Raw genomic sequence first — 15945 nt, 5'->3', positions numbered from 1 at the left:
AGCTTATAAAGACACCGTGAGCCATTTGTAGGAGATAGCCTGTGGAACGCGAATACATGGAATTCGACGTGGTCATCGTCGGAGCCGGGCCCTCCGGGCTTTCCGCCGCTTGCCGCCTGAAACAGAAGGCCGCTCAAACCGGCCAGGAAATCAGCGTCTGCGTGGTTGAAAAAGGCTCCGAAGTTGGCGCCCACATCCTCTCCGGAGCGGTATTCGAACCCCGCGCCCTGGAAGAGCTGTTCCCCGACTGGAAAGCACTGGGCGCCCCGCTCAATACGCCCGTGGTGCGCGATGACATCTATGTCCTGCGCAGCGAGCAGAGTTCGATCAAGGTGCCTGATTTCTTTGTGCCCAAAGCCATGCACAACGAAGGCAACTACATTATCTCTTTGGGTAACCTGTGCCGCTGGCTGGCCCAGCAGGCCGAGAACCTGGGCGTCGAGATCTACCCAGGCTTTACCGCCCAGGAAGTATTGTTCGACGAGGCCGGCATCGTGCGCGGCATCATCACCGGCGACCTGGGCGTGGACCGCGAAGGCCAGCCCAAGGACGGCCTGTACACCCCCGGCATGGAACTGCGTGGCAAATACACGCTGTTCGCCGAAGGTTGCCGCGGCCACCTGGGCAAGCAACTGATCAAGCGCTTTGAACTCGACAGCGAAGCCGACGTGCAGCATTACGGCATCGGTATCAAGGAACTGTGGGAAATCGACCCGGCCAAACACGTACCGGGCCTGGTGGTGCACACCGCCGGCTGGCCGCTGGACAACGCCAACATGGGCGGCTCGTTCCTTTATCACCTGGAGAACAACCAGGTGGTGGTCGGCCTGATCATCGACCTGTCGTACAGCAACCCGTACCTGTCGCCATTTGACGAATTCCAGCGCTACAAGCACCATCCGGTCGCCAGCCAGTACCTCGAAGGCGGCAAGCGCATCAGCTACGGCGCCCGCGCCATCGTCAAAGGCGGCTACAACTCGCTGCCGAAGATGGTGTTCCCCGGCGGCGCGCTGATCGGCTGCGACCTGGGCACCCTGAACTTCTCGAAAATAAAAGGCAGCCACACGGCCATGAAGTCCGGCATGCTGGCCGCCGACGCGGTGGCCGAGCAACTGCTGGCGGGCAACCAAGGCGGCGACGAACTGACCGGCTATGTCGAGGGTTTCAAGGCCAGCTGGCTGCACGACGAACTGTTCGCCTCACGCAACTTCGGCCCGGCGATGCACAAGTTCGGCCCGATTCTCGGCGCCGGCTTTGCCTTCCTTGAGCAGAATATCTTCGCCAACAAGCTGCCCTTTACCCTGCACGACACCAAGCCGGACCATGCCTGCCTGAAGCTCGCTGCCGATTCCAAAAAGATCGACTACCCGAAACCGGACGGCAAGCTCAGCTTCGACAAGCTCAGCTCGGTATTTCTCTCCAGCACCAACCATGAAGAGGAACAGCCCTGCCACCTGAAGCTCAAAGACCCGAGCATCCCGATCAGCCAGAACCTGCCACTCTACGACGAGCCTGCACAGCGCTACTGCCCGGCCGGCGTGTACGAAGTGGTGACCCAGGAAGACGGCGAGAAACGCTTTCAGATCAACGCCCAGAACTGCGTGCACTGCAAGACCTGCGACATCAAGGATCCGGCGCAGAACATCACCTGGGTGGCACCTGAAGGCGCAGGCGGGCCCAACTACCCCAACATGTAATGCACCGTAGGAGCGGCTTCAGCCGCGAAAGCTTCGCAGCTAAAGCTGCTCCTACCGTGACGCTAAACCCCTCTCTCCTGCCCCGGGCTGCGCTCGAAGTAGCGCTTGTACTCGCGACTGAACTGCGAGGCACTCTGATAGCCCACCTGCAATGCCACCTGAGCCACACCCATTGCGTCGCTGACCAGCATCTGCTGGGCACGCAGCAGACGCAGGCGCTTGAGGTATTGCACCGGGCTGAGCAAGGTGCTGCGCTTGAAGTGTTCATGGAAGGTCGACACGCTCATATTGGCGCAACGCGCCAGGGTCTCGACATTCAGCGGCTCGGCGAAATGATCGTGCAGGTAATTGACCGCCGCGGCGACCCGGGCGAACTGCCCCTGTTGCTCGACCAGTGCCCGCAGCACACCCGCCTGCGGACCGCGCAGCGCGCTGTACAGCACATCGCGCACCCGCGCCTGGCCCATCACCTGACACTCCAGCGGATCGTGCAGGCAACGCAACAACCGCTCGACACTCTCACGCATGCCCACGTCGAACTGCACCGAACTCATCGACTCAGGGGTCTGCATCCGGCTTTCGCCTGCAGCCGTCGGGCCCATGGCCTGCACCAGTTCGGCCAGCACGGTACGATCAATCGCCACTGACACACCGTAAAGCGGCATGTCCGGCGCAGCGAAGGTTTCGCACTTGAACGGCACCGACAAGGCCTGGATCAGGTAATGCCCGGCGCCGTACTCGAAGGTCCGCGACCCCAGAAACGCCACCTTGCTGCCCTGGGCGACGATCATCAGGCTCGGCTCGTAGATCTGCGGGCTGCTGCCCATATGGCTGAACGCGCTGATCAGCTTTACGTCCGGCAAACGGGTATACGCCCAACCCGGCTGCGGCGCCAGAGAGCGAATCAGGGCCACAAGCGTCGTATTGGCTTCAAGGTATCGAGTCAATTGCATCAAACAGTACTGACAGAGAAACAGACACGCCTATCATCGCAGATCTGAGCAGCGATACAGCATACGCCGGAGAATCAGGCAAGAATCACGGAGAATTCGCCATCGCCGGGCGCGGCGTAGCGCACGACAATGCACCGCCTCAACAGCTTGTCATTTGCGAGGCCCCTCTGATGTACACCGCTATCGGTTACGCTGCTCAATCCCCTACCGCGCCGCTGGCGCCGATGACCTTCGAACGTCGCGCCTTGCGCGCTGACGACGTGGCCATCGAAATCCTCTACTGCGGCGTCTGCCACTCAGATATTCACCAGGCCCGCAATGAATGGGGGATTGCCGTCTACCCGCTGATGCCCGGCCATGAAATCGTCGGCCGGGTCACTGCCACCGGTCCGCAGGCCACCCGCTACAAGACCGGTGATCTGGTCGGTGTCGGTTGCATGGTCGACTCGTGCCGCACCTGCAGCGCCTGCCAGTCAGACCTTGAGCAATACTGCCTGGAAGGCCCGACCATGACCTACGCCACCCCGGACCGGGTCGATGGCAGCAACACCATGGGCGGCTACTCCAGCAGCATCGTGGTCAGCGAGCACTTCGTCGTACGCATCCCGGAACAACTCGATGCGGCAGCCGCGGCGCCGATCCTGTGCGCCGGCATCACCACCTACTCGCCGCTCAAGCTCCATGGCGTGCGCGCCGGGCACAAGGTCGGCGTGCTGGGCATGGGCGGCCTGGGCCATATGGGGATCAAGTTCGCCAAGGCGATGGGCGCCGAGGTCACGCTGTTCACCCGCTCTGCCAGCAAAGCGGCCGAGGCACGCCGTCAGGGTGCCGACCATGTGATCGTGTCCACCGATGCCGAACAGATGAAAGCCGCCGCCGGCCGCTTTGATTTCCTGCTCGACACCATTCCGGTGCAGCACGACCTCAATCCCTACCTGGACACTCTGACCTTCGGCGGTGTGCACATTCTGGTCGGCCTGATCGAACCGATCGACCCACCGATACATGCCGCCAACCTGGTCATGAAGCGCCGGGTACTGGCCGGCTCACTGATCGGTGGCATCGCCGAAACCCAGGAAGTGCTGGATTTCTGCGCTGAACACGACATCCGTTGCGATATCGAAATGCTCGACATCCGCAACATCAATCAGGCCTACGAACGCATGCTGGCCGGTGACGTGAAGTACCGCTTCGTCATCGACATGGCGACGCTCAAGGCCTGATCACACCGCGCCCAGTTCGGCCGACAGCTGCGCCGCCAGGTCTTTGATCAGCGGCACCAGTTCGGCCATTTTCTCCAGCGGCATATACGGCACAGTGCTGGCGATGCTGATGCCAGCCACGATCTGTCGGCTGGCGTCACGCACCGGCGCCGCAACGCAGCGGATCGACGGCTCGTTGTCTTCCAGGTCGAAGGCATAGCCGCCCTGCACATACTCCTCGCGGCGCTGGCGCAACTGCTCCCAGGTCTGCGGCTCATGAGCCGGCAATGTCGAGGCACGGCCAGCGACCGGCTGGCTGATGTCGAACAGCCGCTGCCATTCCTGCTCGGCGCTGTCGAGCAACAACGCCTTGCCGATCCCGGTGCGCACCAATGGCATGCGGTGCCCGACCCGCGAGCGCATCTCCGGGCCGTTGCGACCTGGATTCTTGTGCAGGTACAGCACCTCATCGCCGTCGCGCACAGCCAGATGCACGGTATCGCCGGTCAGTTCCGAAAGCCGGTCCAGATAGGGCCTGGCCAGCATCGCCAATGGCAATTCTTCCCGAGCCTGGAAGCCCAGCTCGATCAACTTGGGCCCCAGCAGATAGCCGACCTGTGGCACCACCCGCAGATAGCGCTCCAGCACCAGACAACTGGCCAACCGGTGGGTGGTGCTGCGGGTGGTACCAATTGCCTTGGCGATGTCTTTGAGGTCCCGGGCACCTGCCGCGACTGCCTGAACCACGGCCAGGCCACGTACCAGAGTTTGCGTACCCGCCAGCGCCGGTTCTTTATCGGCGTCTGCCATTGAAGCCTTGTCCATATCAGGTCTGGTTCCGTCAAAAAAGCTGGCAGCATTATGGGCATCTAGCCGCCTCAGAACCAGCAACTAAAGCTCGATCCGCTCGACCTTGCCCACCAGCAGGATGTACGACAGCGCTCCCAACAACGCCAGGCAGGCGATGTAGGTAATGGCCGGCGCGAACGAATCACCGGTGGCCAGAAAACCGATCATGATCGGCGTGGCAATGGCCGCCAGGTTGCCGATGAAGTTAAAGGTGCCCCCTGTCAGGCCCAGCAGCCGCGCCGGCGCAACGGTCGATACCAGCGACCAGGTGATCGACGCCAGGCCATTGCCGAAGAACGCTACCGCCATACAGGCGATGATCAGCCCGGTCGAGTCCACGTAGTTGGCACCGATGATGGTCGTGGAGATCAGCAGGCCAGTGATGATCGGCAGCTTGCGCGCCAGCCCCACGCTGTGGCCGCGGCGGATCAGCCAGTCGGAGAAGACCCCCGAACACAGCACGCCGACGAACGCTGCCAGGAACGGCAACGAAGCCAGCAACCCGGACTTGATGAAGTCCATGCCCCGGTACTTGACCAGATAGGTAGGGAACCAGGTCAGGAAGAACCACAGGGTCGAGTTCAGGCAGAACTGCCCCAGATAGAGCCCCCACAGCTTGCGCTGACTGAGCACGATGCCGAGATCGGCCCACTTGAACCCGGCTTTTTGCCTGGCGGTATCAGCCTGGATATCCACCAGCCCGCCGCCTTCGCGAATCAGCTCAATCTCGGCGTTATTGGCGCCCTTGAAGTCGCGCGGCTCGCGATACACCAGATACCAGATCACGCCCCAGAGGATACCCACTGCACCGGTGGCCACAAATACCATGTGCCAGCCGTAATGGGCCTGTAGCCAGGCCAGTACCGGAGTCAGAAATGCCAGGCCGACAAACTGCCCGGAGGTGTAGAAGCCGATGGCCGTGGCCCGCTCGCGCTCAGGGAACCACGAGGTCACCACCCGGCTATTGATCGGATAGGCCGGAGCCTCCAGCGCCCCCACCGCCATACGCAGCACGAACAAGGCGATGAAGCTGGCCGCAAAACCCAGCATCACCGTCGCCACCGACCAGGAGATCAGCGCCACGGTATAGAGAATCCGTGGCGGTACACGGTCGACCAGCCAGCCACCGGGCAATTGCATGGCCGCGTAGGTCCAGCCGAACGCCGAAAAGATCAGGCCGACCTCGACCGGCGTCAAACCCAGCTCGCTGGTCAGCGCCGGCGCGGCAATCGACAGGTTGCTGCGGTCCAGGTAGTTGATGACCACGGTGATGAACAGCAGCACCATGATGAAATAGCGTTTGCGGGTCGGCGTGGCCAGCGACGCCGCCGATTCGAATGCCCGGGAACTCATGAGGTTTGCCTCTTATTGGAGTTGTATGAGTTTGTGTAGTACCGCACAGGTCGCCTCTTACCACTCGGCAAAACTGCCATCAGCATGCCGCCAGATCGGGTTGCGCCAGCGATGGCCGACGGCCGCGCGCTCGCGCACGTACTCTTCGTTGATCTCGATGCCCAGGCCCGGACCGTTGGGGATTTTCACCATGCCGGCTTCGTAGTCGAAGACTTCCGGGTGTTTGACGTAGTCGAGCAGGTCGTTGCTTTCGTTGTAATGGATGCCCAGGCTCTGCTCCTGGATGAAGGCGTTGTAGCAAGCCGCATCCAGCTGCAGGCACGCGGCCAGGGCAATCGGCCCCAACGGGCAATGCAGGGCCAGCGCCACGTCGTAGGCTTCGGCCATATTGGCGATCTTGCGGGTTTCGGTGATGCCGCCGGCATGCGAGGCGTCGGGCTGGATGATGTCGACGTAACCTTCGCTGAGCACCCGCTTGAAGTCCCAGCGCGAGAACAGCCGCTCGCCCAGCGCGATCGGTGTACTGGTCAGCGGCGCCAGTTCCTTGAGCGCCTCATAGTGCTCGCTGAGCACCGGCTCTTCGATGAACATCAGCTTGAACGGGTCCAACTCCTTCATCAGTACCTTGGCCATGGGCTTGTGCACCCGGCCATGGAAATCCACGCCGATACCGACGTTCGGCCCCACCGCGTCGCGCACCGCGGCCACGCTGGCCAACGCGCGGTCGACCTTATCGAAAGTATCCAGAAACTGCAGCTCTTCGGTGCCGTTCATCTTCACTGCAGTAAAACCGCGTTCCACCGCCTCCTTGGCTGCCCGAGCGGTGTCGGCTGGGCGATCACCGCCGATCCACGAGTAGACCCGGATCTTGTCACGCACCTGACCACCGAGCAGGTCGCTGACCGAGACTCCCAGCGCCTTGCCCTTGATGTCCCACAGCGCCTGGTCGATACCGGCCAAGGCACTCATGTGAATCGAACCGCCGCGATAGAAGCCGCCACGGTAGAGCACGGTCCAGATGTCTTCGATATTGCGCGGGTCTTTGCCAATCAGGTAATCGGACAGCTCGTCCACTGCCGCAGCGACGGTGTGGGCGCGGCCTTCGACCACTGGCTCGCCCCAGCCGGTCACACCCTGGTCGGTTTCAACCTTGAGGAAGCACCAGCGTGGCGGAACGATAAAGGTGGTCAGTTTGGTGATTTTCATCGTTGTGATCTCTCTTGTTATCGATGCGGGCGCCTACCGCGCCCGCCAGAAAATTAAGCGGCGCTGCTGCGTGCCCAGGCCGCGACATACGCCTGGGCGCGGCTGGCGACCTCAGCGGCGCTCATGCCCGGCTTGAACAGCCCGGAGCCCAGCCCGAAGCCCCGCGCACCGGCGTCCAGCCAGGGCTGCATGTTGTCCGCCGTAATGCCGCCCACCGGCAGCAACACGGTGCCCGCCGGCAGCACCGCCAGCCAGGCCTTGACCACCGCCGGCGCCATTTGCTCGGCAGGGAACAGCTTCAGAACGTCAGCGCCCTCGGCCAACGCGGCGAATGCTTCGGTCGGCGTGGCGACACCGGGCGACAGGAACAGCCCGGCCGCTTTAGCGGCCCGCAGCACAGCGGCATCGCTGTGCGGCATCACGATCAACTGGCCTCCGGCGTCCTTGACCTGCTGCACCTGCGCGGGCTGCAACACTGTGCCGGCACCGACCAGGCAGTCGGCGGGCAGGCTGCGCCGCAGCAGGCTGATGCTGTCGAACGGCGATGGCGAATTGAGCGGCACCTCGATGACCCGAAAGCCCGCCTCGTACAGCACTTCACCGATGGCTGGCGCTTCCTGGGGACGCAGGCCGCGCAGGATCGCGACCAGGGCGTTGCTGTTGAGTGCTTGCAAAAACATGTCAGAGCTCCTTGAGCAAAACAGAATCGGCGCAGCTCAACAGGCCTGCTTGCCGCGCCACCTGCCAGAGACCGCGCTCGGTGGCCTGCTCGGCCAGCGTCACGGAGGAAAAACCGGCCAGCGCCAGAGCCTGCCGGTAGCGTTGGCACAGGCTGTCGCTGCCCACCAGCACCACGGCCGGTAACGGCGCCTGCTGCTGGCGCAACGAGGCGCAAAGCCCCGCCAGTTCGTGGCCGATCAGCAGCCCGGACAGGTAGTCAGGCTGGGCGCCGGGTGCCAGTTGCCCGGTCAGGCCGAGGGTGCGGCTGCTGAAGATGGTCGACAGCAGACCGGCCTGGCCTGCACTGGATAACGCCACCGCAACGCCTTGCTCGAAGGCCTGCACGTTGAACTCGCCGCCCGGCTGCATGGTGCGGCCCAGCAAGGTGTGGGCGCACAGCGCGGCGTAGACCTCGCCGGTCATGAACGTATCGAAGTGGACAATTCGCCCTTCGCTGACCCGGACCCATTTGCTGTGACTGCCGGGCAGGCCGATCAGCAGTGACTGAGCATTGCCCTGCCCGGCGAGGATGCCCAGCACCTGACTCTCTTCGCCGCGCATGACGTTAGGCAGTGCCGAGTGCTGGATCACCCCGGCAATGATGTGGATGTCGACGCCCCGCACGCTGCGCACCGTGGTGAGTGTGGCGCTCAGGGCGTCAAGGCTGGCCGGGGTTGGCTGATAGGCGGCTTCGCGCCAGCCCTGGGCGCTGCCGACCATACCGCAGGCAATCACCGGCAGGTGCGGCTCGGCATCCAGCCAGTCACCACAGGCCTGATCGAAGGCCAGTTCGAATCCGTTGCTGCATGGTTGCCCGGCGATCTGCCGGGGCGTGCTGGGCAGTTGCATGATGCCCGCGCTCAGAGAGCGGTGTTCGAGGACCTGGCCTTGGTGGCCGAGTCGGTAGGCCCGAAGGGAAGTGGTTCCCCAGTCGAGCGCTATGAGTTGCGCCTGCATCGCTTCACCTGTTGTTTTTCTAAGTGACTGCGAGGCGGACTATAAACCCGGAGCGGATAAATTCTCAATATATAAATTTACATCCCATATATAGGGATTAAGTCGTTGCACCGCAATGATTTGGAATGGTCGCGAATTGGTCTTTCGTTTTGTGCAAGGATCATTGCCGCGGTTGTCTGGACTGCGGGTTTCGCCCCGACGGGCGACCCTATTTTGTGCTTGGCAAAATAGGGGAAAACCGCTTGCTCCTGGCTTGGGTCCGCCCTGCGGGCGAACTTCCCTCCGTCCGGCATCGATTCGGGGGCCGGCGCGATGGGCGTCCTGCCCAGCGCACCTGAAACCGGCTTCCCTGCCGGTTTCTCCCCCGAATCGACGCCTACCCTCGGCCAGCGCCCAAGTCGCGACTCGCGTCGTTTGTGCCATCTCTGTACGAAGATCAAAATCAACGGCAACGGCAACGGCAACGGCAACGGCAACGGCAACGGCAACGGCGGCGGCGGCGGCGAGAATCTGCGCCCATAAAAAAACCCGCGGCCTTTTCAGGGCGCGGGTTTGGCTTATACGGGGCCGTAGCCGGGTATCAACGCTCCAGCAGGATGCGCAGCATGCGACGCAGCGGTTCGGCCGCGCCCCACAGCAGTTGGTCGCCTACGGTGAAGGCGCCCAGGTATTGCGAACCCATGTTCAGTTTGCGCAACCGGCCAACCGGTACGCTCATGGTGCCGGTCACGGCAGTCGGGCTCAGTTCCTTGATGCTGGCTTCGCGGTGGTTCGGCACCAGCTTGACCCAAGGGTTGTGCTGGCTGATCAAGGCTTCGATGTCGGCGATCGGCACGTCCTTGTTCAGCTTGATGGTCAGCGCCTGGCTGTGGCAGCGCATGGCGCCGATGCGCACGCAGATACCGTCGACCGGGATCGGGTTCTTGAAGCGGCCCAGGATCTTGTTGGTCTCGGCCTGGGCCTTCCACTCTTCGCGGCTCTGGCCGTTTGGCAGCTCTTTGTCGATCCACGGGATCAGACTGCCGGCCAGCGGTGCGCCGAAGTTTTCGGTCGGGAACGCATCGCTGCGCATGGCCTCGGCCACTTTGCGGTCGATGTCGAGGATGGCGCTGGCCGGGTTGGCCAGGTCATCGGCGACCGCCGCATTGATGCCGCCCATCTGGCGAATCAGCTCACGCATGTTCTGCGCGCCGGCACCGGAAGCCGCCTGGTAAGTCATGGCCGTCATCCAGTCGACCAGACCGGCTTCGAACAGACCGCCCAGCCCCATCAGCATCAGGCTGACGGTGCAGTTGCCGCCGATGTAGTTCTTGGTACCGGCATCGAGCTGCTGGTCAATGACCTTGCGGTTGACCGGGTCGAGCACGATCACCGAGTCGTCCTGCATGCGCAGGCTCGAAGCCGCGTCGATCCAGTAGCCTTGCCAGCCGGCTTCACGCAGCTTGGGGAACACCTCGTTGGTGTAGTCGCCGCCCTGGCAGGTCAGGATGACGTCGAGGGTTTTCAGCTCTTCGATGCTGTACGCATCTTTCAGAGGAGCCACGTCCTTGCCTACCGACGGGGCCTCACCACCCACATTGGAGGTGGTGAAGAACACCGGTTCAATGAGGTCGAAGTCCTGTTCTTCACGCATCCGCTGCATGAGCACGGAACCGACCATGCCACGCCAACCGATCAGACCTACACGTTTCATCGCAACACCTTAACTAAAAGTGGGACCGCCGCATTACCCCAGGCAAACAACGGCGGGCCAGAGAGATTACAGATTTCGCAGCGCCGCGACTACCGCATCACCCATTTCACGAGTGCCGACCTTCTGCTTGCCTTGCGACCAGATATCACCGGTGCGCAGGTCCTGATCCAGGACTACGCTGACGGCCTTCTCGATGGCATCGGCGGCATCGGTCAGATTGAAGCTGTAGCGCAGCATCATCGATACCGAAAGGATGGTTGCCAACGGGTTGGCAATGCCCTGACCGGCGATGTCCGGAGCCGAACCGTGGCAAGGCTCGTACATGCCCTTGTTGTTCGAATCCAGCGACGCCGAGGGCAGCATGCCGATCGAGCCGGTGAGCATCGAGGCTTCGTCGGACAGGATGTCGCCGAACATGTTGTCAGTGACGATCACGTCGAACTGCTTGGGCGCACGCACCAGTTGCATGGCGGCGTTGTCGACATACATGTGGCTCAGCTCAACGTCCGGGTAGTCCTTGGCAACCTGCTCGACCACTTCACGCCACAGCTGGCTGGACGCCAGAACGTTGGCCTTGTCGACCGAGCACAGCTTCTTGCCACGCACACGGGCCATGTCGAAGCCGACCTTGGCGATACGGCGGATTTCGCTTTCGCTGTATGGCAGGGTGTCGTAGGACTGACGCTCGCCGTTTTCCAGCTCGCGGGTGCCACGTGGTGCGCCGAAGTAGATGCCGCCGGTCAGCTCACGGACGATCAGAATGTCCAGGCCGGCCACGATTTCAGGCTTGAGGCTGGACGCTTCGGCCAGTTGCGGATACAGGATGGCCGGACGCAGGTTGCCGAACAGGCCCAGTTGCGAACGGATTTTCAGCAGGCCGCGCTCAGGACGAATGTCACGCTCAATGGTGTCCCACTTCGGGCCGCCGACAGCGCCGAGCAGGACTGCATCGGCCGCACGGGCGCGCTCCAGGGTTTCGTCAGCCAGCGGCACGCCGTGCTTATCGATGGCCGCGCCACCGATCACGTCGAAGTTCAGCTCAAAGCCCAGGCTGTATTTATCGTTGGCCAGCTCCAGCACCTTGACCGCTTCGGCCATGATTTCCGGACCGATACCGTCGCCTGGGAGAATCAGAATCTGCTTGCTCATAACATCCTCGGTAGTGTGCGCCGCGCAACGTGCCTTAAGTAAACGCTGCGGGCGGGCAAAAACTTATCGCTCGGCCCACAGCACCAGAACATCGGTGCTGAACGAGCCATCTTGCTCAATCTCGAAATACTCGCGAACTTCGGCGCCCATCGCCTGTTGCAGCTCGCGGATGGCTACCCGCATGGCCTGCGGGGTGCGCATGCGCTCAACCCAGGAAGTGAACTCCAGGCGCAGCCGCTGGCGGCTGTGACTGCGGGTGAACAACCCGGCCTCGCTGACCTGGCGCAGCCACTCGGCCGCCGCATAATCACGCACGTGGCTGGTGTCACGCAGCACTTCGACGCTCTGTAAATAGGTGTCCAGTAACGGGCTGCCCGGCGACATCACATCGACAAACGCCGCCACCCCGCCCGGCTTGAGCACCCGCCGCACTTCACGCAGGGCCAGGCCCAGGTCGCTCCAGTGATGCGCCGAGTAACGGCTGAACACAAAATCAAACTCGCCATCGGCGAATGGCAACTGCTCGGCGGCGCCTTGTTGCGTGCGGATATTGCTAAAACCGCGATCCTGCGCGGTCGCCGCGACCACATCCAGCATTTGCCGGGAGAGGTCATAGGCCACGACTTCCCCCACCGAGGCGGCGACATTAAAGCTAACGTGGCCCGCACCGCAACCCAGATCCAGCAGCCGCGCGTCACTGCGCCCGGCCACCTCGGCCTGCAGTAGCGCAAACTCGCTGCCTTGGGCATGCACGGCACTGCTCAGATAGGCAGACGCCTGCTCGCCGAATTGACGCTGGACAACCTGGGTATGCACGGATTGGGTCATGGCCTGGATCCTTGGGTGAAATGCGGTAGGAGCGGCCGGGCGGCGATCCGCTTTAGCAGCGAATAGATTTAGCCGCGAATGGCTCTTCGCGGCTAAAGCCGCTCCTACCACGGGGCAGAACATTAGTTGCAGGTTTTGTCAGTCGCGGAACAACCACGGCTGGCTGGCACGATGCCTGGCTTCAAACGCATGGATGGCATCGGCGTCGACCAGGGTCAGACCGATGTCGTCCAGGCCGTTGAGCAGGCAATGCTTGCGAAACGCATCGACTTCAAAGCTGTAGGTTTTGCCATCAGGACGAGTCACGGTCTGGGTCTGCAGATCGATGCTCAACTGATAACCTGGCTCGGCCTCTACCTGCTTGAACAACTCGTCGACTTCCTGCTCGGTCAGGATGATCGGCAGCATGCCGTTCTTGAAGCTGTTGTTGAAAAAGATGTCGGCATAGCTCGGCGCGATGATGGCGCGAAAGCCGTATTCTTCCAGCGCCCACGGTGCGTGTTCACGGCTGGAGCCGCAGCCGAAGTTTTCCCGGGCCAGCAGTACGCTGGCGCCCTGATAGCGCGCGTGGTTAAGCACGAACTCCGGATTGACCGGACGCTTGGAGTTGTCCTGATAAGGCTGGCCCACGTCCAGATAACGCCATTCGTCGAACAGGTTCGGACCGAAGCCGGTGCGCTTGATCGACTTGAGAAACTGCTTGGGGATGATCTGGTCGGTGTCGACGTTGGCACGATCCAGAGGTGCCACAAGGCCGTTGAGCTGGGTAAAAGCTTTCATGCTGGACTCCTTAGTGCTGGATCAATTCGCGAACATCAATGAAACGACCGGTCACCGCCGCCGCCGCGGCCATCGCCGGGCTGACCAGGTGGGTACGCCCACCGGCGCCCTGGCGACCTTCGAAGTTGCGGTTCGAGGTCGACGCACAGTGTTCGCCAGAGCCCAGGCGGTCAGGGTTCATGGCCAGGCACATCGAGCAGCCTGGCTCACGCCATTCAAAACCGGCTTCGATGAAGATCTTGTCCAGGCCTTCTTTCTCGGCCTGCTCTTTGATCAGGCCAGAACCTGGCACCACCATGGCCTGCTTGACCGTGGCGGCAACCTTGCGGCCCTTGGCGATTTCTGCAGCAGCGCGCAGGTCTTCGATCCGCGAGTTGGTGCACGAGCCGATAAACACACGGTCGAGCTTGATATCGGTGATCGGCTGGTTGGCTTTCAAACCCATGTATTTCAGCGCCCGCTCGATAGAGCCACGCTTGACCAGGTCCGGCTCCTGCGCCGGGTCCGGCACATTGTCATCAACGGCCAGGACCATCTCCGGAGAAGTGCCCCAGCTGACCTGCGGCTTGATCTGCGCTGCGTCCAGCTCGACCACGGTGTCGAACACGGCATCGGCGTCAGACACCAGGTCTTTCCACACTTCAACCGCACGGTCCCAGTCCTGGCCCTTGGGCGAGAATGGACGTCCCTTGACGTACGCCAGGGTTTTCTCGTCAGTGGCAACCATACCGACACGGGCACCGGCTTCGATGGACATGTTGCAGATGGTCATGCGGCCTTCGATCGACAGGTCACGGATCGCGCTACCGGCGAACTCAATGGCATGGCCGTTGCCGCCAGCGGTACCGATCTTGCCGATCACAGCCAGGACGATGTCTTTGGCGGTCACGCCGAACGGCAACGTGCCTTCGACCCGCACCAGCATGTTTTTCATTTTCTTGGCGACCAGGCATTGGGTGGCCATCACGTGCTCGACTTCCGAAGTGCCGATACCGTGGGCCAGCGCACCAAAAGCGCCGTGGGTCGAGGTATGCGAGTCGCCGCAGACCACGCTCATGCCGGGCAAGGTGGCCCCTTGCTCCGGACCGACCACATGGACGATGCCTTGGCGCAGGTCGTTCATCTTGAATTCGGTGATGCCGTATTCGTCACAGTTATCGTCCAGAGTCTGGACCTGCAGACGCGAGACCTGGTCGGCAATCGCCTCGATACCGCCCTTGCGCTCGGCGGTGGTCGGTACGTTGTGGTCCGGGGTGGCGACGATCGAGTCTACCCGCCATGGCTTGCGGCCAGCCAGGCGCAGACCTTCGAACGCCTGCGGCGAGGTCACTTCATGGATGATATGGCGGTCGATATAGATCAGCGACGAGCCGTCGTCGCGTTCTTTGACCACATGGGAATCCCACAACTTGTCGTAAAGCGTTTTGCCAGCCATCGGACGGTATCCTCATCAACGTCTTTCTATGCCTTGAGGGCACCTCTAAAAACTACCTGCGTTTTAGAAGCCCCTTGGGTGATCGTGCTCGATGACCCCTTGGCTTGTGCGGACAATGCTATGGAATGTGCTTAAATAACTCCAATTCATAATTTTTATGCTTTGGATAACCAACTGGAATCCGTCGTCATGGATCTCGCCAATCTCAACGCTTTTATTGCTGTGGCCGAAACCAGCAGCTTTTCCGGTGCCGGTGAACGCCTGCACCTGACTCAGCCGGCCATAAGCAAACGCATCGCAGGACTGGAACAGCAACTTGACGTCCGTCTGTTTGACCGCCTCGGCCGGGAAGTCAGCCTGACCGAGGCCGGCCGCGCCCTGCTGCCCCGCGCCTATCAGATTCTCAATGTACTGGACGATACCCGCCGGGCACTGACCAACCTGACCGGCGAGATCAGCGGCCGGCTGACTCTGGCGACCAGCCACCATATCGGCCTGCACCGTCTGCCGCCGGTATTGCGCACCTTTACCCGGCTGTATCCGCAGGTGGCGCTGGACATCCAGTTTCTCGACTCGGAAATCGCCTACGAAGAAATCCTCCATGGCCGCGCGGAACTGGCGGTGATCACCCTGGCACCCACGCCCCACACCCTGGTGCGGGCGGTCGCAGTCTGGGAGGACCCGCTGGACTTCGTCGCCGCCCCGGAACATCCGCTGGCCAACAGCGGGCCGGTAAGCCTGGAAGACATTGTGCGCTATCCGGCGGTGTTTCCCGGCGGAAACACCTTTACCCACCATATTGTCAGCGGCCTGTGCGAGGCCCGCGGCCTGAAGCCGGACATCGCCATGAGCACCAATTATCTGGAAACCATCAAGATGATGGTCTCCATTGGCCTGGCCTGGAGCGTACTGCCGCGCACCATGCTCGACGAACAAGTGGCGCGCATCCCGTTGCCGGGCATACAGCTCAATCGCCAGCTAGGCTACATCCTGCACACCGAGCGCACGCTATCCAATGCCGCCAGAGCGTTCATGGCCCTGCTCGACGCACAAGCCAGCCCTCATTGAAGGGCTACCGGACGCTGAACGATCGAATTACCAGCTTTATTCATACAGGCTCGTG

Annotated in this window: 15 protein-coding genes; 4 read left to right on the top strand and 11 right to left on the bottom strand. The window is 62.1% G+C overall.

Annotated elements, in window-relative coordinates; translation table 11 throughout:
- Positions 1-41 precede the first annotated feature (41 nt).
- Positions 42-1697: an electron transfer flavoprotein-ubiquinone oxidoreductase gene (locus tag NJC40_RS17245; RefSeq protein WP_045490113.1), complete on the top strand. Its 1656-nt coding sequence runs from the start codon at positions 42-44 to the stop codon at positions 1695-1697.
- A 62-nt stretch (positions 1698-1759) separates the two neighbouring features.
- On the opposite strand, the gene NJC40_RS17240 is transcribed toward NJC40_RS17245, so the two are convergent.
- The gene (locus NJC40_RS17240; protein WP_253110501.1) at positions 1760-2650 is read right to left on the bottom strand and encodes an AraC family transcriptional regulator; all 891 of its coding nucleotides are present in this window, start codon (positions 2648-2650) and stop codon (positions 1760-1762) included.
- A gap of 170 nt (positions 2651-2820) precedes the next feature.
- On the opposite strand from NJC40_RS17240, the gene NJC40_RS17235 reads away from it, so the two are divergent.
- Entirely contained in the window at positions 2821-3873 is a 1053-nt protein-coding gene (locus NJC40_RS17235) for an NAD(P)-dependent alcohol dehydrogenase (RefSeq protein WP_253140422.1), read from the top strand.
- Here the strand turns inward: NJC40_RS17235 and NJC40_RS17230 are convergent, their stop codons facing one another.
- From NJC40_RS17230 to NJC40_RS17210, 5 genes are all read right to left on the bottom strand, one after another.
- The gene (locus NJC40_RS17230; RefSeq protein WP_253140421.1) at positions 3874-4677 is read right to left on the bottom strand and encodes an IclR family transcriptional regulator; all 804 of its coding nucleotides are present in this window, start codon (positions 4675-4677) and stop codon (positions 3874-3876) included.
- 66 nt (positions 4678-4743) lie between these two features.
- Positions 4744-6054 (bottom strand): MFS transporter, encoded by a 1311-nt coding sequence (locus NJC40_RS17225; RefSeq protein ID WP_253140420.1) that lies wholly within the window; start codon positions 6052-6054, stop codon positions 4744-4746.
- A gap of 57 nt (positions 6055-6111) precedes the next feature.
- Complete coding sequence (dgoD, locus tag NJC40_RS17220; protein ID WP_253140419.1) at positions 6112-7260, bottom strand: galactonate dehydratase; 1149 nt, start codon at positions 7258-7260, stop codon at positions 6112-6114.
- A 53-nt stretch (positions 7261-7313) separates the two neighbouring features.
- Positions 7314-7940, bottom strand: coding sequence for a 2-dehydro-3-deoxy-6-phosphogalactonate aldolase (locus NJC40_RS17215; RefSeq protein WP_253140418.1), 627 nt, complete (start codon positions 7938-7940; stop codon positions 7314-7316).
- 1 nt (position 7941) lies between these two features.
- The gene (locus NJC40_RS17210; RefSeq protein ID WP_253140417.1) at positions 7942-8937 is read right to left on the bottom strand and encodes a 2-dehydro-3-deoxygalactonokinase; all 996 of its coding nucleotides are present in this window, start codon (positions 8935-8937) and stop codon (positions 7942-7944) included.
- A 312-nt stretch (positions 8938-9249) separates the two neighbouring features.
- Here NJC40_RS17210 and NJC40_RS17205 point away from each other — a divergent pair, with 312 nt between their 5' ends.
- Entirely contained in the window at positions 9250-9459 is a 210-nt protein-coding gene (locus NJC40_RS17205) for a hypothetical protein (protein WP_253140416.1), read from the top strand.
- A gap of 58 nt (positions 9460-9517) precedes the next feature.
- Here the strand turns inward: NJC40_RS17205 and asd are convergent, their stop codons facing one another.
- The 5 genes from asd to leuC form a co-directional block, all read right to left on the bottom strand.
- Positions 9518-10630, bottom strand: coding sequence for an aspartate-semialdehyde dehydrogenase (gene asd, locus NJC40_RS17200; RefSeq protein ID WP_045490095.1), 1113 nt, complete (start codon positions 10628-10630; stop codon positions 9518-9520).
- A gap of 66 nt (positions 10631-10696) precedes the next feature.
- On the bottom strand, positions 10697-11779 hold the full coding sequence (gene leuB / locus NJC40_RS17195) for a 3-isopropylmalate dehydrogenase (protein WP_253140415.1): 1083 nt from the start codon (positions 11777-11779) through the stop codon (positions 10697-10699).
- Positions 11780-11842: 63 nt separating this feature from the next.
- Positions 11843-12607: a class I SAM-dependent methyltransferase gene (locus tag NJC40_RS17190; protein WP_045490092.1), complete on the bottom strand. Its 765-nt coding sequence runs from the start codon at positions 12605-12607 to the stop codon at positions 11843-11845.
- A gap of 138 nt (positions 12608-12745) precedes the next feature.
- Positions 12746-13387: a 3-isopropylmalate dehydratase small subunit gene (gene leuD / locus NJC40_RS17185; protein WP_045490090.1), complete on the bottom strand. Its 642-nt coding sequence runs from the start codon at positions 13385-13387 to the stop codon at positions 12746-12748.
- Positions 13388-13397: 10 nt separating this feature from the next.
- Positions 13398-14822, bottom strand: coding sequence for a 3-isopropylmalate dehydratase large subunit (gene leuC, locus NJC40_RS17180; RefSeq protein WP_253110487.1), 1425 nt, complete (start codon positions 14820-14822; stop codon positions 13398-13400).
- Between the two features lie 189 nt (positions 14823-15011).
- On the opposite strand from leuC, the gene NJC40_RS17175 reads away from it, so the two are divergent.
- Entirely contained in the window at positions 15012-15890 is an 879-nt protein-coding gene (locus NJC40_RS17175) for a LysR family transcriptional regulator (RefSeq protein WP_045490084.1), read from the top strand.
- Positions 15891-15945: the final 55 nt, after the last annotated feature.

This window comes from Pseudomonas sp. 21LCFQ02 (assembly GCF_024129895.2).
GTDB lineage: Bacteria > Pseudomonadota > Gammaproteobacteria > Pseudomonadales > Pseudomonadaceae > Aquipseudomonas.
Note: the sequence above shows the minus strand (reverse complement) of the source record. Positions and strands in the feature narration are given on the sequence as shown.